At 66.1% G+C, this 17,050-nt stretch carries 18 protein-coding genes; 7 read left to right on the forward strand and 11 right to left on the reverse strand.

Annotated elements, in window-relative coordinates:
• The first annotated feature begins 120 nt into the window (after positions 1 to 120).
• The gene (locus tag V2I30_RS05835) at positions 121 to 1,434 is read left to right on the forward strand and encodes an AmpG family muropeptide MFS transporter (protein ID WP_330661139.1); all 1,314 of its coding nucleotides are present in this window, start codon (positions 121 to 123) and stop codon (positions 1,432 to 1,434) included.
• Between the two features lie 81 nt (positions 1,435 to 1,515).
• On the opposite strand, the gene V2I30_RS05840 is transcribed toward V2I30_RS05835, so the two are convergent.
• From V2I30_RS05840 to radC, 11 genes are all read right to left on the reverse strand, one after another.
• Positions 1,516 to 2,805: a bifunctional folylpolyglutamate synthase/dihydrofolate synthase gene (locus V2I30_RS05840; RefSeq protein ID WP_330661140.1), complete on the reverse strand. Its 1,290-nt coding sequence runs from the start codon at positions 2,803 to 2,805 to the stop codon at positions 1,516 to 1,518.
• Between the two features lie 142 nt (positions 2,806 to 2,947).
• Complete coding sequence (accD, locus tag V2I30_RS05845; RefSeq protein WP_330661141.1) at positions 2,948 to 3,799, reverse strand: acetyl-CoA carboxylase, carboxyltransferase subunit beta; 852 nt, start codon at positions 3,797 to 3,799, stop codon at positions 2,948 to 2,950.
• Positions 3,796 to 4,587: a tryptophan synthase subunit alpha gene (gene trpA, locus V2I30_RS05850; RefSeq protein WP_330661142.1), complete on the reverse strand. Its 792-nt coding sequence runs from the start codon at positions 4,585 to 4,587 to the stop codon at positions 3,796 to 3,798. Before trpA ends, accD begins: the two co-directional genes overlap by 4 nt.
• Before the next feature lie 82 nt (positions 4,588 to 4,669).
• Positions 4,670 to 5,125: an endonuclease domain-containing protein gene (locus tag V2I30_RS05855; RefSeq protein ID WP_330661143.1), complete on the reverse strand. Its 456-nt coding sequence runs from the start codon at positions 5,123 to 5,125 to the stop codon at positions 4,670 to 4,672.
• 37 nt (positions 5,126 to 5,162) lie between these two features.
• The gene (trpB, locus tag V2I30_RS05860) at positions 5,163 to 6,380 is read right to left on the reverse strand and encodes a tryptophan synthase subunit beta (protein WP_330661145.1); all 1,218 of its coding nucleotides are present in this window, start codon (positions 6,378 to 6,380) and stop codon (positions 5,163 to 5,165) included.
• Between the two features lie 88 nt (positions 6,381 to 6,468).
• Complete coding sequence (locus V2I30_RS05865; protein WP_330661146.1) at positions 6,469 to 7,137, reverse strand: phosphoribosylanthranilate isomerase; 669 nt, start codon at positions 7,135 to 7,137, stop codon at positions 6,469 to 6,471.
• 5 nt (positions 7,138 to 7,142) lie between these two features.
• On the reverse strand, positions 7,143 to 7,649 hold the full coding sequence (locus tag V2I30_RS05870) for a hypothetical protein (RefSeq protein ID WP_330661147.1): 507 nt from the start codon (positions 7,647 to 7,649) through the stop codon (positions 7,143 to 7,145).
• Positions 7,650 to 7,654: 5 nt separating this feature from the next.
• Positions 7,655 to 8,329 (reverse strand): orotidine-5'-phosphate decarboxylase, encoded by a 675-nt coding sequence (pyrF, locus tag V2I30_RS05875; protein WP_330661148.1) that lies wholly within the window; start codon positions 8,327 to 8,329, stop codon positions 7,655 to 7,657.
• Positions 8,326 to 8,769: a LapA family protein gene (locus tag V2I30_RS05880; RefSeq protein WP_330661149.1), complete on the reverse strand. Its 444-nt coding sequence runs from the start codon at positions 8,767 to 8,769 to the stop codon at positions 8,326 to 8,328. Before V2I30_RS05880 ends, pyrF begins: the two co-directional genes overlap by 4 nt.
• 65 nt (positions 8,770 to 8,834) lie before the next feature.
• Positions 8,835 to 10,145, reverse strand: coding sequence for an adenylosuccinate lyase (purB, locus tag V2I30_RS05885; protein ID WP_330661150.1), 1,311 nt, complete (start codon positions 10,143 to 10,145; stop codon positions 8,835 to 8,837).
• Positions 10,146 to 10,255: 110 nt separating this feature from the next.
• Positions 10,256 to 11,017: a RadC family protein gene (radC, locus tag V2I30_RS05890; protein WP_330661151.1), complete on the reverse strand. Its 762-nt coding sequence runs from the start codon at positions 11,015 to 11,017 to the stop codon at positions 10,256 to 10,258.
• Between the two features lie 118 nt (positions 11,018 to 11,135).
• On the opposite strand from radC, the gene V2I30_RS05895 reads away from it, so the two are divergent.
• From V2I30_RS05895 to V2I30_RS05920, 6 genes are all read left to right on the forward strand, one after another.
• Positions 11,136 to 14,423 carry an intermembrane phospholipid transport protein YdbH family protein gene (locus tag V2I30_RS05895; RefSeq protein ID WP_330661152.1) on the forward strand — a complete coding sequence of 1,096 codons (3,288 nt, stop codon included), beginning with the start codon at positions 11,136 to 11,138 and terminating at the stop codon, positions 14,421 to 14,423.
• Positions 14,420 to 14,680 carry a YnbE family lipoprotein gene (locus V2I30_RS14915; protein ID WP_442896905.1) on the forward strand — a complete coding sequence of 87 codons (261 nt, stop codon included), beginning with the start codon at positions 14,420 to 14,422 and terminating at the stop codon, positions 14,678 to 14,680. The genes V2I30_RS05895 and V2I30_RS14915 overlap by 4 nt, the downstream gene beginning before the upstream one ends.
• Before the next feature lie 33 nt (positions 14,681 to 14,713).
• Positions 14,714 to 15,100, forward strand: coding sequence for a YdbL family protein (locus tag V2I30_RS05905; protein ID WP_330661153.1), 387 nt, complete (start codon positions 14,714 to 14,716; stop codon positions 15,098 to 15,100).
• Positions 15,101 to 15,522: 422 nt separating this feature from the next.
• The gene (locus V2I30_RS05910; protein WP_330661154.1) at positions 15,523 to 15,861 is read left to right on the forward strand and encodes an AtpZ/AtpI family protein; all 339 of its coding nucleotides are present in this window, start codon (positions 15,523 to 15,525) and stop codon (positions 15,859 to 15,861) included.
• A gap of 105 nt (positions 15,862 to 15,966) precedes the next feature.
• Positions 15,967 to 16,722: a F0F1 ATP synthase subunit A gene (locus tag V2I30_RS05915; RefSeq protein WP_330661157.1), complete on the forward strand. Its 756-nt coding sequence runs from the start codon at positions 15,967 to 15,969 to the stop codon at positions 16,720 to 16,722.
• 50 nt (positions 16,723 to 16,772) lie between these two features.
• Positions 16,773 to 17,000, forward strand: a complete 228-nt coding sequence (locus V2I30_RS05920) for a F0F1 ATP synthase subunit C (RefSeq protein WP_330661155.1) — start codon at positions 16,773 to 16,775, stop codon at positions 16,998 to 17,000.
• Positions 17,001 to 17,050 lie beyond the last annotated feature (50 nt).

Below are 17,050 nucleotides of genomic sequence, written 5' to 3' on the forward strand. Positions count from 1 at the left end.
GTGCTGAGCTTGTCGAAGCACCGCTCTTTTCTTCTGCGCCTTCGGAAAAGGTGAAGGACGGCCCTTCGACAAACTCAGGGCGAGCGGGGGTAGTTTAAGGGAGTTCCTTGCCACCAGATGATGGACAAGCCCACCCTCTGGCTTTCGGTCAAACCATATCTGGAGAAGGAATCGCTTGCCGCCTTTCTGGTCGGCGTGTCTTCGGGCTTTCCCTACGCGATGATCGGCGCGACGCTGACCACGCGGCTGGCGCAGGACGGCATCGACAAGGCGACGGTCACCGCCTTCACGCTCTCCTTCTTGGTCTACAATCTCAAAGTGTTCTGGGCGTGGATCGTCGACGGCATCCGCTTGCCCGTCCTGCACCGCATGGGCCAGCGGGTCTCGTGGATGCTCGTGTCGGGCTGCGCAGTGATCGCCGCGGTGGTGAACCTCGCGCTCGTAGACCCCGAAGCGAGCCTCGGCATGACCATCGTGGCCGCGCTGCTCGTCGGCGTGGCGGGCGCGACCTTCGATATCGTCATCGACGCCTACCGGATCGAGACGCTGAAGCCGCGGCAGCTCGGCGTCGGCTCGGGCATGAGCCAGTATGGCTGGCGCGTCGGATCGGCAGGCGCGGGCGCGCTCGCACTGGTGGTCGCGGCGCGGGAAGGGTGGAGCGCGGCCTATCTCGCCTGCGCCGCGCTGGCGCTCCCCGCCATGCTGACCGCGCTGGTGCTGGGCGAACCGGCGCGACGCCGCGCTGCGGTCGCCAAGCGGGGCGTACGCGACGTCTGGGCGTCGATTGCCGATCCGTTCGCCGAGTTCTTCACTCGCCACGGCGCCTGGCTCGTCCTCGCCTTCATTCTCGTCCACAAGATCGGCGACACGCTCGCCAACCTTACCTTCCGCCTGCTGTTCGACGATCTCGGCTTTACCAATGACGAGATCGCCATCTACGATGTCGGCGTCGGTTTCTGGGCGTTCATGATCGGCATCTTCGTGGGCGGCGTGCTCTATGCACGGGCCGGGCTGAAGCGCTCGGTGATGATGGCGCTCATCCTGATGGCGGTGTCCAATCTGAGCTTCGCCGGACTTGCCGTGGCGGGCCATTCGAATCTCGGCATGGCAGCGGCGATAGGGTTCGAGAACTTCGCCAGCGGCTATGGCGGGGTGGTGGTGGTCGCGTATTTCTCCGCCCTGTGCGACCTGCGCTTCACCGCCGCGCAATATGCGCTTATCAGCGCGGGGGCGAGTGTCGTCGGACGGCTGCTCACAGGGACGAGCGCGGGATCGCTGATCGAGGCGATGGGCTATGTGAACTTCTACCTGCTGACGACATTGTTGGCGCTGCCGGGCATCGCGCTGTTTGCGTGGATGATGCGCAGCGGGCTGATCGACGACGCAATGGGGACGGCGGGGACTGAGACGGCGCCGGACTCTCCCCTCCCTTGAGGGAAGGGCTGGGGGTGGGTGTACCGCCCATGCGGCCCACGCCGAACCCCCACCCCGGACCCCTCCCCACGGGGAGGGGAGTCATTGCGGTATCTCGTCGTTCAAGCGCAATGCCTCACCCGCAAGGTAAAGCGACCCGGCGATGAGCACAGGCAAGCCATCGTCGGGCACGTCGAGCATCGCCTCTTCAAGATCGTCGCGCGCAACGGCGTCTTTCCCGAAGGCGCTTGCCGGATGGCTGTCATGCCCCGGCACGGGCACGACCTGCAACGTGCGCATTCGTTCCCCAAGCGGTTCGACGATCGCGCCCGGGTTCTTGTTGTCCAGCATCCCCAGGACGAGGTGAAGCCGCCCATCGAGCGCCCTCGCAATCGCCGTGCCCGCGCTCGGATTGTGCCCGCCATCGAGCCACACCACGCGGTCCCTGACCAGAGGGCCGGCGCGCATCCGTTGAAGGCGCGCGGGCCATGTGGCGCTGCGCATTCCTTCGGCCATCGCCTCGCGCGTGATCGCGACCCGCTCCTGGTGCCGCAGCATGGCGACGGCCAGGGCGGCGTTCGCGAATTGGTGCGGACCGGCAAGCACCGGGACGGGCAGGTTCAACCGACCTGCAGCGTCGGAATAGGCGAGCGTGGGACCGTCGCGGAAGTCCCAGCCGTCCCCGCAAAGGAGCAGCGGCGCGCCGGCCCTGGCGCAGCTGGCGGCGAGTTGATGATTGGCTTCGGGCACCGAACGCAAGGTGGCAAGCGGGACTCCCTTCTTCGCGATCCCCGCTTTCTCGAAGGCGATCCGCGCCATCGGCTCTTTCGGCACCCCTTCCTCCGGCGCCAGCAGGAACCGCTCGTGGTCCAGCCCCAGCGCCGCGATCCCGCTCGCCGCCACCGCTTCAGGCTCGAGCACGTTGGTTGCATCGAACCGTCCGCCGAGCCCGACCTCGACCACGCAGGCATCGGCCGGCGTTCGGGCGAAGGCGAGGAAGGCGGCGGCGATCGTGACCTCGAAGAAGCTAGGGCCGAGATCCTCGCCTGCGTCCAGCACTTCCTCGAGAAGCTCGGCCAGCGCGCCGTCCCCGATCAGCTCGCCCGCCAGCCTTATCCGCTCGTTGTAGCGCACCAGATGCGGGCTCGTGGTGACGTGCACGCGCTTGCCAGCCGCCTCCAGCATCGCGCGCAAAAAGGCGCAGACCGAACCCTTGCCGTTGGTGCCCGCGACATGGAACACCGGTGGCAGCGTGCGATGCGGGTTGCCGAGCCGCTCCACCAGCGCGGCGATCGTCTCCAGCCCGAGGCGCCCCTGCGGCACGCTGAGCTTCGCCAGCCGGTCGAGTTGCGTCTGCACGCGCGGGTCGGACGAGGTGGCGAAGTCCATCAATCCTCCCCCACAGGGGGAGGGGGACCATCCACAGGATGGGGGAGGGGCAGGCGAACCTGTTCCGCTGCTCGGTTGGTTTGATAAGCCGAGGGTGCCCCTCCACCAGCTTCGCTGGTCCCCCTCCCCACAATGGGGAGGATCATTAAGCAGCCGCCTTTGGCTGCAGGTAGCCCAACACCTGCGCCAGCCGCGCCTTCAACTCGCTGCGGGGCACGACCATGTCGACCATGCCGTGCTTGTGGAGGTATTCCGCCCGCTGAAAGCCTTCGGGCAGCTGCTCACGGATGGTGTCCTGGATCACCCGCTGCCCCGCAAAGCCGATCAGGGCGCCCGGCTCCGCGATATGCACGTCGCCCAGCATCGCATAGCTTGCCGTGACCCCGCCGGTGGTCGGATCGGTCAATACCACGATATAGGGCAGGCCCGCTGCCTTCAGGCGCCGTGTCATCACGGTCGCGCGCGGCATCTGCATGAGGCTGAGGATACCCTCCTGCATCCGCGCGCCGCCCGCCGCGGTGATGACAACATAGGCGCAGCCGCGCCGCAGCGCTTCCTCGGCCCCGCGGCAGAACGCCTCGCCCACCGCCATGCCCATCGAGCCGCCCATGAAGGTGAAGTCCTGCACGCCGACGACCGCGCCTTGCCCCTCGATGCTGCCCGATCCGACAACGAACGCATCGCTATGCGCGCTCTTCGCGCGCGCGGCTTTCAGCCGTTCGACATAGCGTTTGGAATCGCGGAACTTGAGCGGGTCTTCGGCGACCTGCGGCGCTTCGAGCAACGTGTAACCCTCGTCCAGCAGCATCGAGAGCCGGACATCCGCGCCGATCCGCCCATGATGCCCGCATTTGGGGCAGACATGCAGGTTGTCCTCATATTCCTGGACGAACAGCATCTCCTGGCAATTGCTGCACTTGATCCAGAGATCCTTCTCGGTCGCCTTCTTGCCGGCGCCGAAGCCGAGCGAATTGCGGACGCGGTTGAACCAGTTCATGCGCGCGCTTCCTTCATTGCGGTGACCATGCTTGCGGTCAGTTCCTTTAGCTTGGCAGGCGCATCAGTGCCATACTCGCCGACCAGATCGACGAAGGCCGATCCGACGACCACGCCATCGGCCACGCGGGCGATCTCCGCGGCCTGCTCGGGCGTGCGGACGCCAAAGCCGACCGCCACGGGGAGGTCAGTCGATTGCTTGATGCGCGCGACATTGGCCTCGATGGAGTCGATTGCCGCCTGCTGCTTACCCGTGATCCCCGCGACCGAGACGTAATAGAGGAACCCCTCGCTGCCCGCGATCACCGCGGGCAGGCGCGCTTCGTCGGTGGTCGGGGTGGCAAGGCGGATGGGGGCGATGCCGCGTGCGCGCAGCGCCGGACCGAGGCTCTCGTCCTCCTCGGGCGGAATGTCGACACAGATTACCCCGTCCACGCCCGCCTGGGCAGCGGCAGTCGCGAACCAGTCGCTCCCGCGCCGCACCATGGGATTGGCATAGCCCATCAGGACGAGCGGCACGTCGGCGTGCCGAGCGCGAAAGTCGGTCGCGGTCTGCAAAACGTGTGCGGTGGTGGTGCCACGGCCAAGTGAGCGCAGATTGGCGCTCTGGATCGCGGGACCATCGGCCATCGGATCGGTGAAGGGCATGCCCAGCTCGATCACGTCCGCACCGCCCGCAACCAGCGCATCGAGGTTTGCAGGCGTATCGCCATCGCCAGCGGTGATGAAGGCGACGAAGGCCGTGTGGGGCTTGGCGAAGGCCTGATTGAAGCGATTGGGGGCGTTCATACTACGGGAGCCGGGGCTGAATGGTGGAACACATGGAACACGGTCCTGGGGTTGGAATCGAGGGGGTAGCGGTGTCGGGCGGTTATGCGCTGCTCATGGCATGGGAGAGGCGGTGTAGGACACAGGGTTGGGCAGCGGCATCACCTTCAAGCCCCCTCACCTTCAGGGGGGGGGTTGGGGGAGGGGCCGGGCGCAGCGCTTCGATCGAAGCAGCGAGGCTCGACAACACGCCGTCCAGATTCTCCATGACCTCCAAATTGGTAAAACGGACCACCTTATAGCCCTGCTCCTCGATAAGCTGCGTCCTAGCCGCGTCCTGCTCCTCACGCAGGACATGACTGTCGCCATCCAATTCCACGACCAACTTCGGATCGTTGGCTGCAAAATCCGCGATGAAGCGACCGATGACCTTCTGTCGCCGAAACTTCACACCGAGCAACCTGCCCGCGCGTGCCGCCATATCACCCGTTCGGGCTCCGGCATGTGCTTGCGCATCTCTCTTGCGCGGCTCGTAAGTTTCGGATCGCGCATCGGCCACTCTCCCAACCCTCTCCCCGAGCGGGGAGAGGGCTAAGTCAAATCTCCACCCCGAGCTTCTCCGCCACGGTGAAGATGTCCTTGTCCCCCCTACCGCATAGATTCATCAGCACGATCTGATCCCGGTCCATCGCCTTGGCGCGTTCTGCGACCGCGTGGAGGGCATGGGCGGGTTCGAGTGCGGGGATGATCCCCTCGGTTCGGCACAGCAGCTGGAAGCCTTCGAGCGCTTCGTCGTCGGTGACGGCGGTGTATTCGACCCGGCCGCTTTCTTTCAGCCAGGCGTGTTCGGGGCCGATGCCGGGATAATCGAGGCCAGCGCTGATCGAGTGGCCTTCGGTGATCTGGCCGTCCTCATCCTGCAGCAGATAGGTCTTGTTGCCGTGGAGCACTCCGGGCGCACCTCCGAGGAGGCTCGCCGCGTGTTCGTCACCGTCGAGGCCGTGGCCTGCGGCTTCGACACCGAGCATTTTCACACCCGTGTCGTCAAGAAAGGGGTGGAACAGGCCAAGCGCATTCGATCCGCCGCCGATGCAGGCGACCAGCAGGTCGGGGAGGCGGCCGACGCGGTCGAGCATCTGCGCGCGCGCCTCGGTGCCGATCACGCTTTGAAAGTTGCGCACCATTTCGGGGTAGGGGTGTGGGCCGGCGGCAGTGCCGATGATGTAGAAGGTGTCGTGGACATTCGCGACCCAGTCGCGCAGCCCCTCATTCATCGCATCTTTCAGGGTCGCGCCGCCGCTGGTGACGGGGATGACCTCAGCGCCAAGCAGCTTCATCCGGAACACGTTCGGCGACTGCCGCTTCACGTCCTCCGCGCCCATATAGATGACGCAGGGCAGGCCGAAGCGCGCGCAGACAGTAGCGGTGGCAACGCCGTGCTGCCCCGCGCCGGTTTCGGCGATGATGCGGGTCTTGCCCATGCGCCGCGCGAGCAGGATCTGGCCGATGCAATTGTTGATCTTGTGCGCGCCGGTGTGGTTGAGCTCGTCGCGCTTGAACCAGACTTGCGCGCCGCCGACCGCCTCGGTCAGCCGCTCGGCGAAATAGAGCGGGGACGGGCGGCCGACATAATTTTCGAGCAGATCGTCGAATTCGGCCTGGAACGCCGGATCGCTCTGCGCGGCGCGATATTCGCGCTCCAGATCGAGGATCAGCGGCATCAGCGTCTCGGCGACATAGCGGCCGCCGTAATCGCCGAAATGGCCGCGTTCGTCCGGCTGGGTGCGGAAGGAGTTGGGGGTGGTTTCGTTCACACCAAAAAATCCGTTCGTGCTGAGCCTGTCGAAGCACCGCCCTTTTCTTCAGCGCGGCATCATAAGGAAGGACGGCCCTTCGACAGGCTCAGGGCGAACGGGTCAAGGGGAAACGGGCGTTTCTTACCGCGCTGCAGAACGCCGCGATCTTGTCCACGTCCTTGACGCCGGGCGCGGTTTCGACGCCCGAAGACGTGTCGACCAGCGGCGCACCCGTCGCCGCGATGGCGGCCGCGACGTTCTCGGGGGTGAGGCCGCCGGCTAGGCCCCATGCGGTGCCCTTGTCGAACGCTGCGAGAAGCGTCCAGTCGAAGCCCATGCCCATTCCGCCGGGCAGCGCGCCCTTGGGGGTCTTGGTGTCGAACAGGATCAAGTCCGCGACATCTGTATAGGCGCCAGCGGCGGCGACATCGTCTCGGGTCGCAACGCTCAACACCTTCCAGACCGGCACGCGCAGCCGCCTGGCGACCGCGCGCACCCGGGATGGAGCCTCCTTCCCATGCAGCTGGATTGCATCGAGACGCGCACGGCTCACCGCCTCGTCCAGAAGCGCGTCGTCGGGTTCTACGAACACGCCCACTTTCGCGAGCGGGGCAGGGGTTTGCGCGGCCAGCTCGCCCGCCCGCGCGGGGCTGACGTAGCGCGGCGAGGGCGGATAGAAGTTGAATCCGATATGGCTCGCTCCTGCCTTCGCGGAAGCGGCAACGGTTTCGGGCGTGGTCAGCCCGCAAATCTTGATGGCGGGTCCGCCCGGCATCGGGATCAGGGTTCGATCGGATCGAGGAACGGCCCGCCGAGCCCGCCATTGAACGCAATCCGCACCAAGCGATTGCCGGTCAGGTCGTATTCGGCACCGAAAAAGGCCGGACCGCCGTCGCAAACGATCACCGGCTCGCCCGCTGAATTCTCGCCGCTAGAGGGCAAGAAATTGCCATAGGCGAAGCGGCGCTCGCCGATGCTGTAGCCGACATATTGGCGATCGTAGAGCGAGGGGTCACCGGGCCAGTCGAAGGGCGAGGGTCGGACACCTTCCACCTGTCCGCCGAGCCTCTCCTGCGCACCTCGCAAGGCCGCCATCGTCGCGGTTTCGATTGCAGTGACTTCGGCGGGTGCGAGCGTGAAGAAGTCCGTCGCCCCCTCGGGCCCGGGGCGGGAGCATTGCGCGAGGAGGCGCGGGCCGTCGGCGGGCGCGATCAGGGTAACCGCTTCGCGCGTCGAACCGAGGCTCGCGCAACCTGCGAGGGCGATCGCCGCGGGCAGGATGATCATGCGCTTCAAAGCGTCGCCTCGATCGCGCGGGCGGCGGCTTCGGGGTCTTCGGCGCGGCTGATCGGGCGGCCGATAACGAGAACGCTCGCCCCATCATCGCGTGCCTGCCGCGGGGTGACGGTGCGTTTCTGGTCGGCGGTGAGCGCGCCCGCGGGACGTAGGCCGGGGACGACGAAGAAGCCGTCCTTCCATTGCTTGCGCACCTGCTTCACCTCCTGGCCCGAGCACACGATCCCGTCGAGGCCCGAGGCATGGGCGAGTTCGGCCAAGCGCATGACGTGATCGTGCGGGGTGCCCTCGACGCCGGTGCGAGCGAGGTCGGTCTCGTCGAGGCTGGTCAGCATCGTGACGCCCACCACCTTGCACCCTTCCGCCGCCGCAGCCTTCGCATCTTCCATCATCGCGCGCCCGCCGCTGGCATGGACGGTGACGATGGCGGGTTCGTAGACATGCACCGCCTGCATCGCGCCCGCGACCGTGTTGGGAATGTCGTGAAACTTCAGATCGAGAAAGACCGGCAGGCCCATATGCGCGATCTCGTGGACGCCGTGGGGGCCGTGCGCGCAATAGAATTCAAGCCCCAGCTTGATCCCGCCGATATGGGCGCGAACCTTCTCGATCAGTGCCTTGGCAGGCTCGATCTGCGGCACGTCGAGCGCGAGATAGACCGGGTTGGTCATTGCGGATCGCGGGTCCCGGCAGCGGGGTTGGTGCGTTCTGCCGGTGAACTTTCGGGTGCGATGTCTTCGCTGCGCGACGTGACACCCGACGTCGCAGCGGTGTGCGCCGGGGGCGTCGCGGCGGCGTGCGGCGCTGGCGTCGCCGCTGTGTCGCCGCGCGCGCCATGGTCCGCCTGCGAGCCTATCGCGTTCGACTTGATCGAATTCTCAAGGCTGCGGATGCGGCGGTTCTGCCCCCATTTGACGCTGCGATGATAGAGCCACATCGGCACCAGACCCAGCAGGAAGGCGAGGATTACCAGCGCGGGCACCTTGGTTTCGACGATGAAGCCATCCCACAAGGTGATCTCGACCGGCTTCCAGTTGAGGAAGGAAAACAGCATGATCCCCGAAAGGATCATGACCCAGATGATGGTGCGCACGATCTGCACTGGCGACAAGTCCCCTCTAGCCGTTTGCCCGAATGCGATGAAATCTAGGACACTTGCCGATGGCGGTCCAGCGTTCAGCCGAAGACCCGGGCGAAGATCGTGTCGACATGGGCCAGATGGTAGTCCAGATCGAACTTGTCGGCGAGCTCCTCCTCGCTTAATGCCGCGCGAACCTCCGCGTCGCTTTTGAGCAGCTCGAGCAGCGAAAGCGTGCCGTTCGATTCCCACACCTTCATCGCGTTGCGCTGCACGAGCCGGTAGGCATCCTCGCGGCTGACCCCGGCCTGCGTGAGCGCCAGCAGCACGCGCTGCGAATGGACGAGGCCGCCCATCGCGTCGAGATTGGCCTGCATGCGCTCGGGATAGACCAGCAGCTTCTCGATCACCCCGGTCAACCGCGCCAGCGCGAAATCGAGCGTGATCGTCGCATCGGGGCCGATGAAGCGCTCGACGGAGGAATGGGAGATGTCCCGCTCATGCCACAGCGCGACATTTTCGAGCGCGGGCAGCGCATAGGCGCGGATCATGCGCGCTTGCCCTGTCAGATTCTCGGTCAGGATCGGATTGCGCTTGTGCGGCATGGCGCTCGATCCCTTCTGGCCCGGAGCGAAATATTCCTCCGCCTCGAGCACTTCGGTGCGCTGGAGATGCCGAATTTCGACCGCCAGGCGCTCGATCGAACCGGCGATCACCGCCAGCGTAGCGAAGAACATCGCGTGCCGATCGCGCGGGATCACCTGCGTGCTGACGGGTTCGGGGGTGAGGCCCAGCTTGTTCGCGACATAGGCTTCGACCGTGGGATCGATATTGGCGAAAGTGCCGACCGCGCCCGAAATCGCGCAGGTCGCGATTTCCGCGCGCGCCGTGACGAGGCGGGCGCGACAACGATCGAATTCGGCGTAAGCCTGCGCGAGCTTGAGCCCGAAGGTGACGGGTTCGGCATGAATGCCGTGGCTGCGCCCGATCGTGGGCGTGTATTTGTGCTCCTCGGCGCGGGTCCTGAGCGCTTCGAGCAAGGCGTCGAGATCGGCCAGCAGGATGTCGCTCGCGCGCGAGAGTTGGACCGCGAGCGCGGTGTCGAGCACGTCGGAGGAGGTCATGCCCTGGTGCATGAAGCGCGCCTCTTCGCCGACCTGCTCGGCCACCCAGGTGAGGAAGGCGATGACGTCGTGCTTGGTCACCGCCTCGATCGCCTCGATCGCTTCGACATCTATCGCCGGGTCTGTCGCCCACCAGTCCCACAGCGCCTTGCCCGCGCTCTTGGGCACAACGCCCAGCTCGCCCAGTTTGACGGTCGCATGCGCCTCGATCTCGAACCAGATGCGAAACCGCGATTCCGGCTCCCACAAGGCTGACATTTCGGGGCGGGCGTAGCGGGGGACCATGTGGCGGGCTTTCGTGGCGGAGGGTGTGCGGCGCGGCTATGCGGGCGCGTGACGCTTGGCAAGGGGGCGCGCCTGTCTGACCCCCTGAAAGCGTCGGACTTGCCCGGCTGCTAGATCAGCCCCTTGGCGCGCAAGGATACATGGCCTTCGCGTCCGACGATAACATGGTCATGGACGCTCACGCCCATCAGGCGTCCCGCTTCCGCGATCCGCTGGGTCACGTCGATATCGGCGCGGCTGGGCTCGGGGCTGCCCGAAGGGTGATTGTGGACGAGTATGAGCGCCGCCGCGCCCACGTCCATCGCCCGGCGAATGACTTCGCGCGGGTGGATCGCGGCCTCATCGATCGAGCCGTCGCCGACATGGTGATCGTCGATCAGGCGGTTCTTCGTGTCGAGATAGAGCACGCGCACCCGCTCGACCGTCAGATGCGCCATGTCGATCGCGAGATAGTCGATCAGCGCCTGCCAGCTGCCGAGCACGGGGCGGGTGTTCACCTCGCTGCGGGCCATGCGCCGGGCGGCGATGGCGACGCTTTTGAGGGCGGCGGCGCTGGTCTTGCCGACGCCCTTGGTGCGCTGCAACGCGCCCGGATCGGCGTTGAGCACGCCCGCGAGCGAGCCGAACTGCGCGATCAGCGCCTTGGCGATGGGCTTGGTGTCGCCCTGCTTGATCGCGGCGAACAGCAGATATTCGAGCACTTCGTAATCCGCGAGTGCTTCGGCGCCGCCTTTCAGCAGCCGTTCGCGCAGCCGCTCGCGGTGGCCGGCGCCGGCATGTTTGCCGGCATCCGAAGATGGGGCCGGCGCCGGCGCGTCCGCGCCGAAGTCGAAGCCCTGCGCGGGTTCCCGATTGTCTTCAGTTGGGGGCAATCTCGTCCTCGCTAGGGCCGGGTAAAGGGCGCGCGCGGTCCGCTCGCCCCTCCGGGCCATATCATTGCCTTTGCCGGGCGATACGCGCAAGTGAGCAACCCATGAAGGCGTTCGACTTATGAAGGCGTTCGACCGGCCGCGTCCCGATGGCTCCGCCGAGCGGGCGAGCAAGGGGGTGCGTCTGTGGCCCGAACGCTGGCGCTGGCGATTGAGCCTGGTTGCGCTGATCGCCCTTGTTGCCCTGGCCGCCGCGGTCTGGCTGGGGCGCGAGCGGATCGCGGGCAATCTGATCGACGATGCCCTGGCCGATAACGGGATCGAGGCAAGCTACGACATCGTGGAGATCACTCCGCAGGCGCAGGTGATCGCCAATCTCGTGATCGGCGATCCCGGTGCGCCCGACCTCACCGCCGAGCGTGTCACCATCGACATCGTCTATTCCTTCGGCGCACCCGAAATCGGTCGCATCACGCTGATGCGTCCCCGCCTGTTCGGGACCTATCGCGGCGGCGAGCTGAGCTTCGGCACGCTCGATCCGCTACTTTTCGCCGAGAGCGAAGAACCAGCCGGCTTGCCCGAGCTCGACATAGCCGTGCGTGACGGGCGCGCGCTGATCGAGAGTGATTATGGCGATTTCGGGATCAAGCTGGAGGGGGCGGGTCGGCTGGATGACGGCTTTGCCGGCGAGATCGCGCTGACCGCGCCGGGGATCGGCACGCGAGGGTGCGGCGCGCGGACGGCCACTGCCTATGGAGAACTGACCAGCGCGGATGGGCGGTTGGGCTTCGAGGGGCCCGTGCGTCTGCGCGAGGTGAATTGTGCCGAAGCACAGCTGGAAAGCGCCGACATCGCCGCGCAGCTGACCATGTCGCGCGATCTCGCCGCGTTGGAGGGCGAACTTGGCTTGAGGGCGGCGGAGATCGGCCGGGGCGACGTGGCGCTCGCGCAGCTTGCTGGCGATATCGATCTTGCCTGGCGCTTCGCCGAGGGGGAGGGCGGCGCGGCGACGGGCCTCAGCCTGCGCCATGATCTGGAAGGCACCGGGCTCGCCAGCCCCTATGCCGGGCTCGCTGCCATCTCGGCAGAGGGTACATTGCGCAGCATTGGCGGCTTCGCGCGCAGCGAATGGCGCGCGCGGTTCGCCGGCGAGGGGGTCGATGTGGCGCGGGGCCGACTTGGGGTGCTTGCCGAGGCGCAGGAGGCGGCGTCGGGCAGCTTCGTGGGCGCGCTGATCGGCAAACTGCGCCGCGCTCTGCCGCGCGCGCTTGGCCGCGGGAGCCTCGCTGGCGAAATCTCGCTGCGGCAGGACGGCGAGAGCCTGCGCCTGCTCGTCCCCGAAGCGCGCCTTGCGACCGCAGCGGGCGATCCTGTCATCGCCGTCTCACGCCTCTCTTTCGCTTCGCGGGGCGACGGGGCGGCACCACGCCTCACCGGCAACATTCTGACTGGCGGCCCCGGCCTGCCGCGCATCACCGCGCGCATCCAGCAAGTCGCGGGCGGCGCGTTCTCGATGCGGATGAGCATGGCGGAATACAGCGAAGGCCGCGACAGGCTCGCCATCTCCCGGGTCGAAGCGCGTCAGGATGCGGGCGGCACGGTGCGTTTCGACGGGACGATCCTGGCGCACGGCGCCATTCCGGGAGGCGCCGTGCGCGGACTGACCCTGCCGCTCGAGGGCACATGGTCGCCGCGCACCGGGCTCGCCATCGGGCGGCGATGTACTGAATCAAGGATCGATGCGCTGTCCTATGCGCAGCTGACGCTGGAGGCGCAGACGCTCGATCTGTGCCCGGCCGACGGTGGCGCGATCCTTGCCTATGACGGGGCGCTTCGCATCGCTGCCGAGACCCGCGATCTGGCGTTGCGCGGCGCGTTGGGCGGCACGCCCGCCCGCATCGCGGCGGAGCGCGCGCGGTTCACCTCGAGGGGCGGGTTCGCGCTGGATGAACTGGTCGCGGCGATCGGTCCGCCCGGAAATGCGGTGCGCCTTTCCGCTGGCAGCCTTACCGGCGCGCTGGGGGGCGAGCTTGCCGGGCAGTTCGCCGATGGCAGCGCCGCTATCGACGCGGTGCCGCTTGATCTGGCGAACCTCTCCGGCAACTGGCGGTTCGACAAGGGCACGCTGCGGATCGGGGAGGGCGCGTTCACCCTCTCCGAACGCGAGGGCGCCGCCGAGGGGCCGGAGCCGCGCTTCGAACCGCTCGAGGCGCGCGGCGCCACCCTAGTGCTCGCCGATGGCACGATCCGCGCCGAGGCCGCGCTGCGCCACCCGGAAAGCCAGCGCCTCGTCACGGATGTCACCGTCACCCACAACCTCGCCAGCGGACGCGGGCGGGCCGTTCTGGACGTGCCCGGCGTCCTCCTCGACAAGCAATTGCAGCCCGACCAGCTGAGCTACCTCGCCGACGGCGTGATCGAGCTGGCGCGCGGCACCGTCACCGGCGAGGGCCTGATCGAATGGGACGGGAGCGACATCACCAGCACCGGCAGCTTTACGAGCGAGGGGCTCGATTTCGCCGCCGCTTTCGGCCCGGTGCAGCGGCTGAGCGGCACGCTCGAATTCACCGACCTCCTCGGCCTCACCACCGCGCCGGGACAACGGCTCGCCATCGGCGCGGTCAATCCGGGGATCGAGGTCATCGATGGCGAAATCGTCTTCGCGCTCGACGGCGGTACGGTGGTCGATCTCGAGGAGGGGCGCTGGCCGTTCTTCGGCGGCACGCTCGTCCTGCGCCCGACTACGCTCGAATTCGGCGGCCGGCAGGGGCAGGACTATGTCTTCGAGCTGATCGGCCTCGATGCCGCTGTCTTCGTCGCCGAGATGGAGCTCGACAATTTCGACGCCACCGGCACGTTCGACGGCACCGTCCCGATCACTTTCGATGGCGACGGCAACGGCTTCATCCGCGGCGGCCTGCTGCTCTCCCGCGCACCTGGCGGGAATGTCTCCTATGTCGGCGAGCTGACCTACGAGGACATGGGCGCAATGGCGAATTTCGCCTTTCAGGCGCTGCGCTCGCTCGACTATCGGCAGATGAGCATCGAACTCGACGGCAGCGTCGCGGGCGAAATCCTCACCCGCTTCGTGATCGACGGCGTGACGCAAGGGGCAAGCGCAAGCCGCAATTTCATCACCGACCGCATCGCGCGCCTGCCGATCCGCTTCAACATCAACGTCCGCTCGGAGAATTTCAGCCAGCTGGCGCTGATCGTGCGCGGGCTTTCCGATGCCACCGCCTTTGGCGACGCGGTCGATCAAGGGGTGTTCCGGTTCGAGGACGGCGTGCTGGTCAGACCCGATCCCGCGCCGCCGCCGCTCCCCGAAGACAGCGACGATCCCGAACCCCCGGCCAATTGGCGCGATGAAGCGCCCGTTCAACCTCCAGAAAGCGACGATCTGCCATGAAACGACCCGAATTGACCCAACTTTGCGTGCCTGCCAGAACGGTGTCGAAACCGGGGCGGGGGCGCGCGATGAACCGACGAATTGGGGCCATGATAGCGGCACTGCCGGCGGCGTTTTTGCTGCCGGGATGTATCAATATTTCCGCCCCCGAAGAGCCGATCGTGATCGAGCTCAACGTTAATATCAGAGCCGAAGTGCTGTATCGGCTGGCCGAGGATGCCAGCAACACGATCGAGGAAAATGCGGACATCTTTTGAGGGTTCGCGAGAGGTAAGGAAACGAGACCGGACATGAGCAATCGCATCCTTCTTGGCATTGCCGCCGCGGCCACCGCCGCGCTTGGTGTCGTCGCCGCGCCCGCCCAGGCGCAGCGCGATCCGGCCTATGCCGCCGCGCGCGCGCAAGGGACCGTGGGCGAGCAGGTCGACGGCTATCTCGGTATCGTCGGCAATGCGACGCCCGCGCTGCAGCGGCTGGTCAACGACATCAATATCCGCCGCCGCGCGGTCTACGCCGAAAAAGCGCAGGAGAACAACGCGACGCTCGAGCAATATGCGATGACCGCCGGCTGCCAGGCAATCGCGCGCACAGTGCCGGGCGAAAAGTATCAGGCGCCCGACGGCACCTGGCAAACGCGCACCGATGCGCCGCCCGAGCGCGATCCGCGGTGTCCGTAGGTTTTTAAGCTGTGTTCGCCCATCCGGGCGAACTCCTCGGTGCTGTTCCCTACTCTCGCTACGCTCGATCCGGGGCACCTGCGGACGGGCGGTCGCCCTTGCGGCTGCTGCGCAGCCGATTTTCAGAAAACTTCCGCTCATCCTGAGGAGAGACTGAGTAGCCGCGCAAGCGGCGTATCGAAGGCTCGTCTCGAAGGACAGGCACCGACATCAGCCTCAACGTCCTTCGAGACGGTTCGGCCTTCGGCTTCACCTCCTCAGGATGAGCGGCCGATATAAGGCTCTGCACGAAGAAGGCATGCATTCGCCTTCTCAAACCCGCAACCCAATGTTGACTCGAACAAACCCACCTTCTAGGGGGCAGGCGCCCTCGGCGGGCACCTTGTTGCTGCGTGTCTCGCTTACCCCTGTTGGAAGCATCCATGAGCGACGAGAAGCCCGCCCGAGAACCCATCGCCGAGGATGCGCGGATCCACGCGCTCGAGGAGCGGCTCAGTGCCGCGCACGAGCGTGAAGATCAGCGCAACCGGCCACGAGTGAAGGGCGCCGATGCGAATTATCGCAGCGGCAACCGGGTGCTCGCGGACCTGCTTGGCGGAATTCTCGGCGGGAGCGTGATCGGCTGGGCGTTCGACGCCTTTTTCGACACTCTGCCCTGGGGTCTGTTGGTCGGCCTGTTCCTCGGGATCGCGGTCGCCTTCAGGAACATCATTCGTGCGGCAAGTGCGCGTCCCGACGATCCGGGGTCCGGCCCGCAATAGGCCGGTCTTTCGCGCATCGCTCCCCTTTCCGGGGTGCGTTTTCATCAAGTGATTATCTTAAGGAACGATAAGGTCGTGGCAGCCGAAGCGGGCAAAGTCGATCCGATGAAGCAATTCCAGATCGAGCCGATTTTCGGCGAGGCCTGGGAGATCGCCGGTCTCAACATCGCCTTCACCAATTCCGCCCTGTGGATGGCGATCACCACCGTGCTGCTCTGGGCGTTCGTCGCCGGCGGCATGAAGCGCGAGCTGGTGCCCGGTCGCTGGCAGATGGCGGTCGAAAGTTTCACCGGCTTCATCGACGACATGCTGGAGGCCAATATCGGTAAGGAGGGGCGCAAATACCTCCCCTATATCTTCAGCCTGTTCATGTTCATCCTGTTCGGCAACCTCCTGGGCCTGCTGCCCGTCGGTCTCGCCTTCCTGCACCCGTTCACCTTCACCAGCCATTTCACGGTTACCGGCGTGCTGGCGGTGATCAGCTTCTCGATCGTGCTGATCGTCGGTTTCTGGAAGCACGGCTTCCATTTTTTTAGCCTGTTCGTGCCGCACGGCACACCGCTGCCGATGATCCCGGTGATCTTTCCGATCGAGCTCATCAGCTTCCTCGTGCGCCCGTTCAGCCTCGCGTTGCGGCTGTTCGTCGCGATGATGGCGGGGCACGTGTTGTTGAAAGTGCTTTCCAGCTTCGTCATGGACGGTCTCAACTATTCGGTCGGCACCAGCCTGATCGTCGCGTTTCCGAGCTTCATCCTGATGATCGGCATTTCCGCGCTCGAAATCCTGGTCGCAGGGATCCAGGCCTATGTCTTCGCCCTGCTGACCTCGCTCTACATCAACGATGCCGAAAATCTTCACTGATTTTCACAACTTTCCCTTCCAACACATCTGAATTTCAAGGAGTTTTTACAATGGATCCAGAAGCAGCCAAGCTCGTCGGCGCAGGTCTCGCAGCGATCGGTGCCGGTATGGCCGCGATCGGCGTGGGCAACGTCTTCGGCTCGTTCCTCGAAAGCGCGCTGCGCAATCCGGGCGCGGCCGACGGTCAGCAGGGTCGCCTGTTCATCGGCTTTGCCGCGGCCGAACTTCTCGGCCTGCTCGCCTTCGTCGTGGCGATGATCCTGATCTTCGTCTCCTGATATATCGTCGCGCCGGCGGGACGGGGGCGATAGCCCTGCTTCCCGCCGGC

The sequence above is a fragment of the Erythrobacter sp. genome (genome assembly GCF_036351135.1).
Lineage (GTDB): Bacteria > Pseudomonadota > Alphaproteobacteria > Sphingomonadales > Sphingomonadaceae > Erythrobacter.

What these genes read in the sequence shown, in the direction of transcription:
- V2I30_RS05835 (WP_330661139.1), top strand. Translation starts at nt 121, where the DNA reads ATGGACAAGCCCACCCTCTGGCTTTCGGTCAAACCATATCTGGAGAAG.
- accD (WP_330661141.1), bottom strand. Translation starts at nt 3,799, where the DNA reads ATGAACTGGTTCAACCGCGTCCGCAATTCGCTCGGCTTCGGCGCCGGC.
- trpA (WP_330661142.1), bottom strand. Translation starts at nt 4,587, where the DNA reads ATGAACGCCCCCAATCGCTTCAATCAGGCCTTCGCCAAGCCCCACACG.
- V2I30_RS05865 (WP_330661146.1), bottom strand. Translation starts at nt 7,137, where the DNA reads ATGCCGGGCGGACCCGCCATCAAGATTTGCGGGCTGACCACGCCCGAA.
- V2I30_RS05870 (WP_330661147.1), bottom strand. Translation starts at nt 7,649, where the DNA reads ATGATCATCCTGCCCGCGGCGATCGCCCTCGCAGGTTGCGCGAGCCTC.
- pyrF (WP_330661148.1), bottom strand. Translation starts at nt 8,329, where the DNA reads ATGACCAACCCGGTCTATCTCGCGCTCGACGTGCCGCAGATCGAGCCT.
- purB (WP_330661150.1), bottom strand. Translation starts at nt 10,145, where the DNA reads ATGGTCCCCCGCTACGCCCGCCCCGAAATGTCAGCCTTGTGGGAGCCG.
- V2I30_RS05895 (WP_330661152.1), top strand. Translation starts at nt 11,136, where the DNA reads ATGAAGGCGTTCGACCGGCCGCGTCCCGATGGCTCCGCCGAGCGGGCG.
- V2I30_RS14915 (WP_442896905.1), top strand. Translation starts at nt 14,420, where the DNA reads ATGAAACGACCCGAATTGACCCAACTTTGCGTGCCTGCCAGAACGGTG.
- V2I30_RS05905 (WP_330661153.1), top strand. Translation starts at nt 14,714, where the DNA reads ATGAGCAATCGCATCCTTCTTGGCATTGCCGCCGCGGCCACCGCCGCG.
- V2I30_RS05910 (WP_330661154.1), top strand. Translation starts at nt 15,523, where the DNA reads ATGAGCGACGAGAAGCCCGCCCGAGAACCCATCGCCGAGGATGCGCGG.
- V2I30_RS05915 (WP_330661157.1), top strand. Translation starts at nt 15,967, where the DNA reads ATGAAGCAATTCCAGATCGAGCCGATTTTCGGCGAGGCCTGGGAGATC.
- V2I30_RS05920 (WP_330661155.1), top strand. Translation starts at nt 16,773, where the DNA reads ATGGATCCAGAAGCAGCCAAGCTCGTCGGCGCAGGTCTCGCAGCGATC.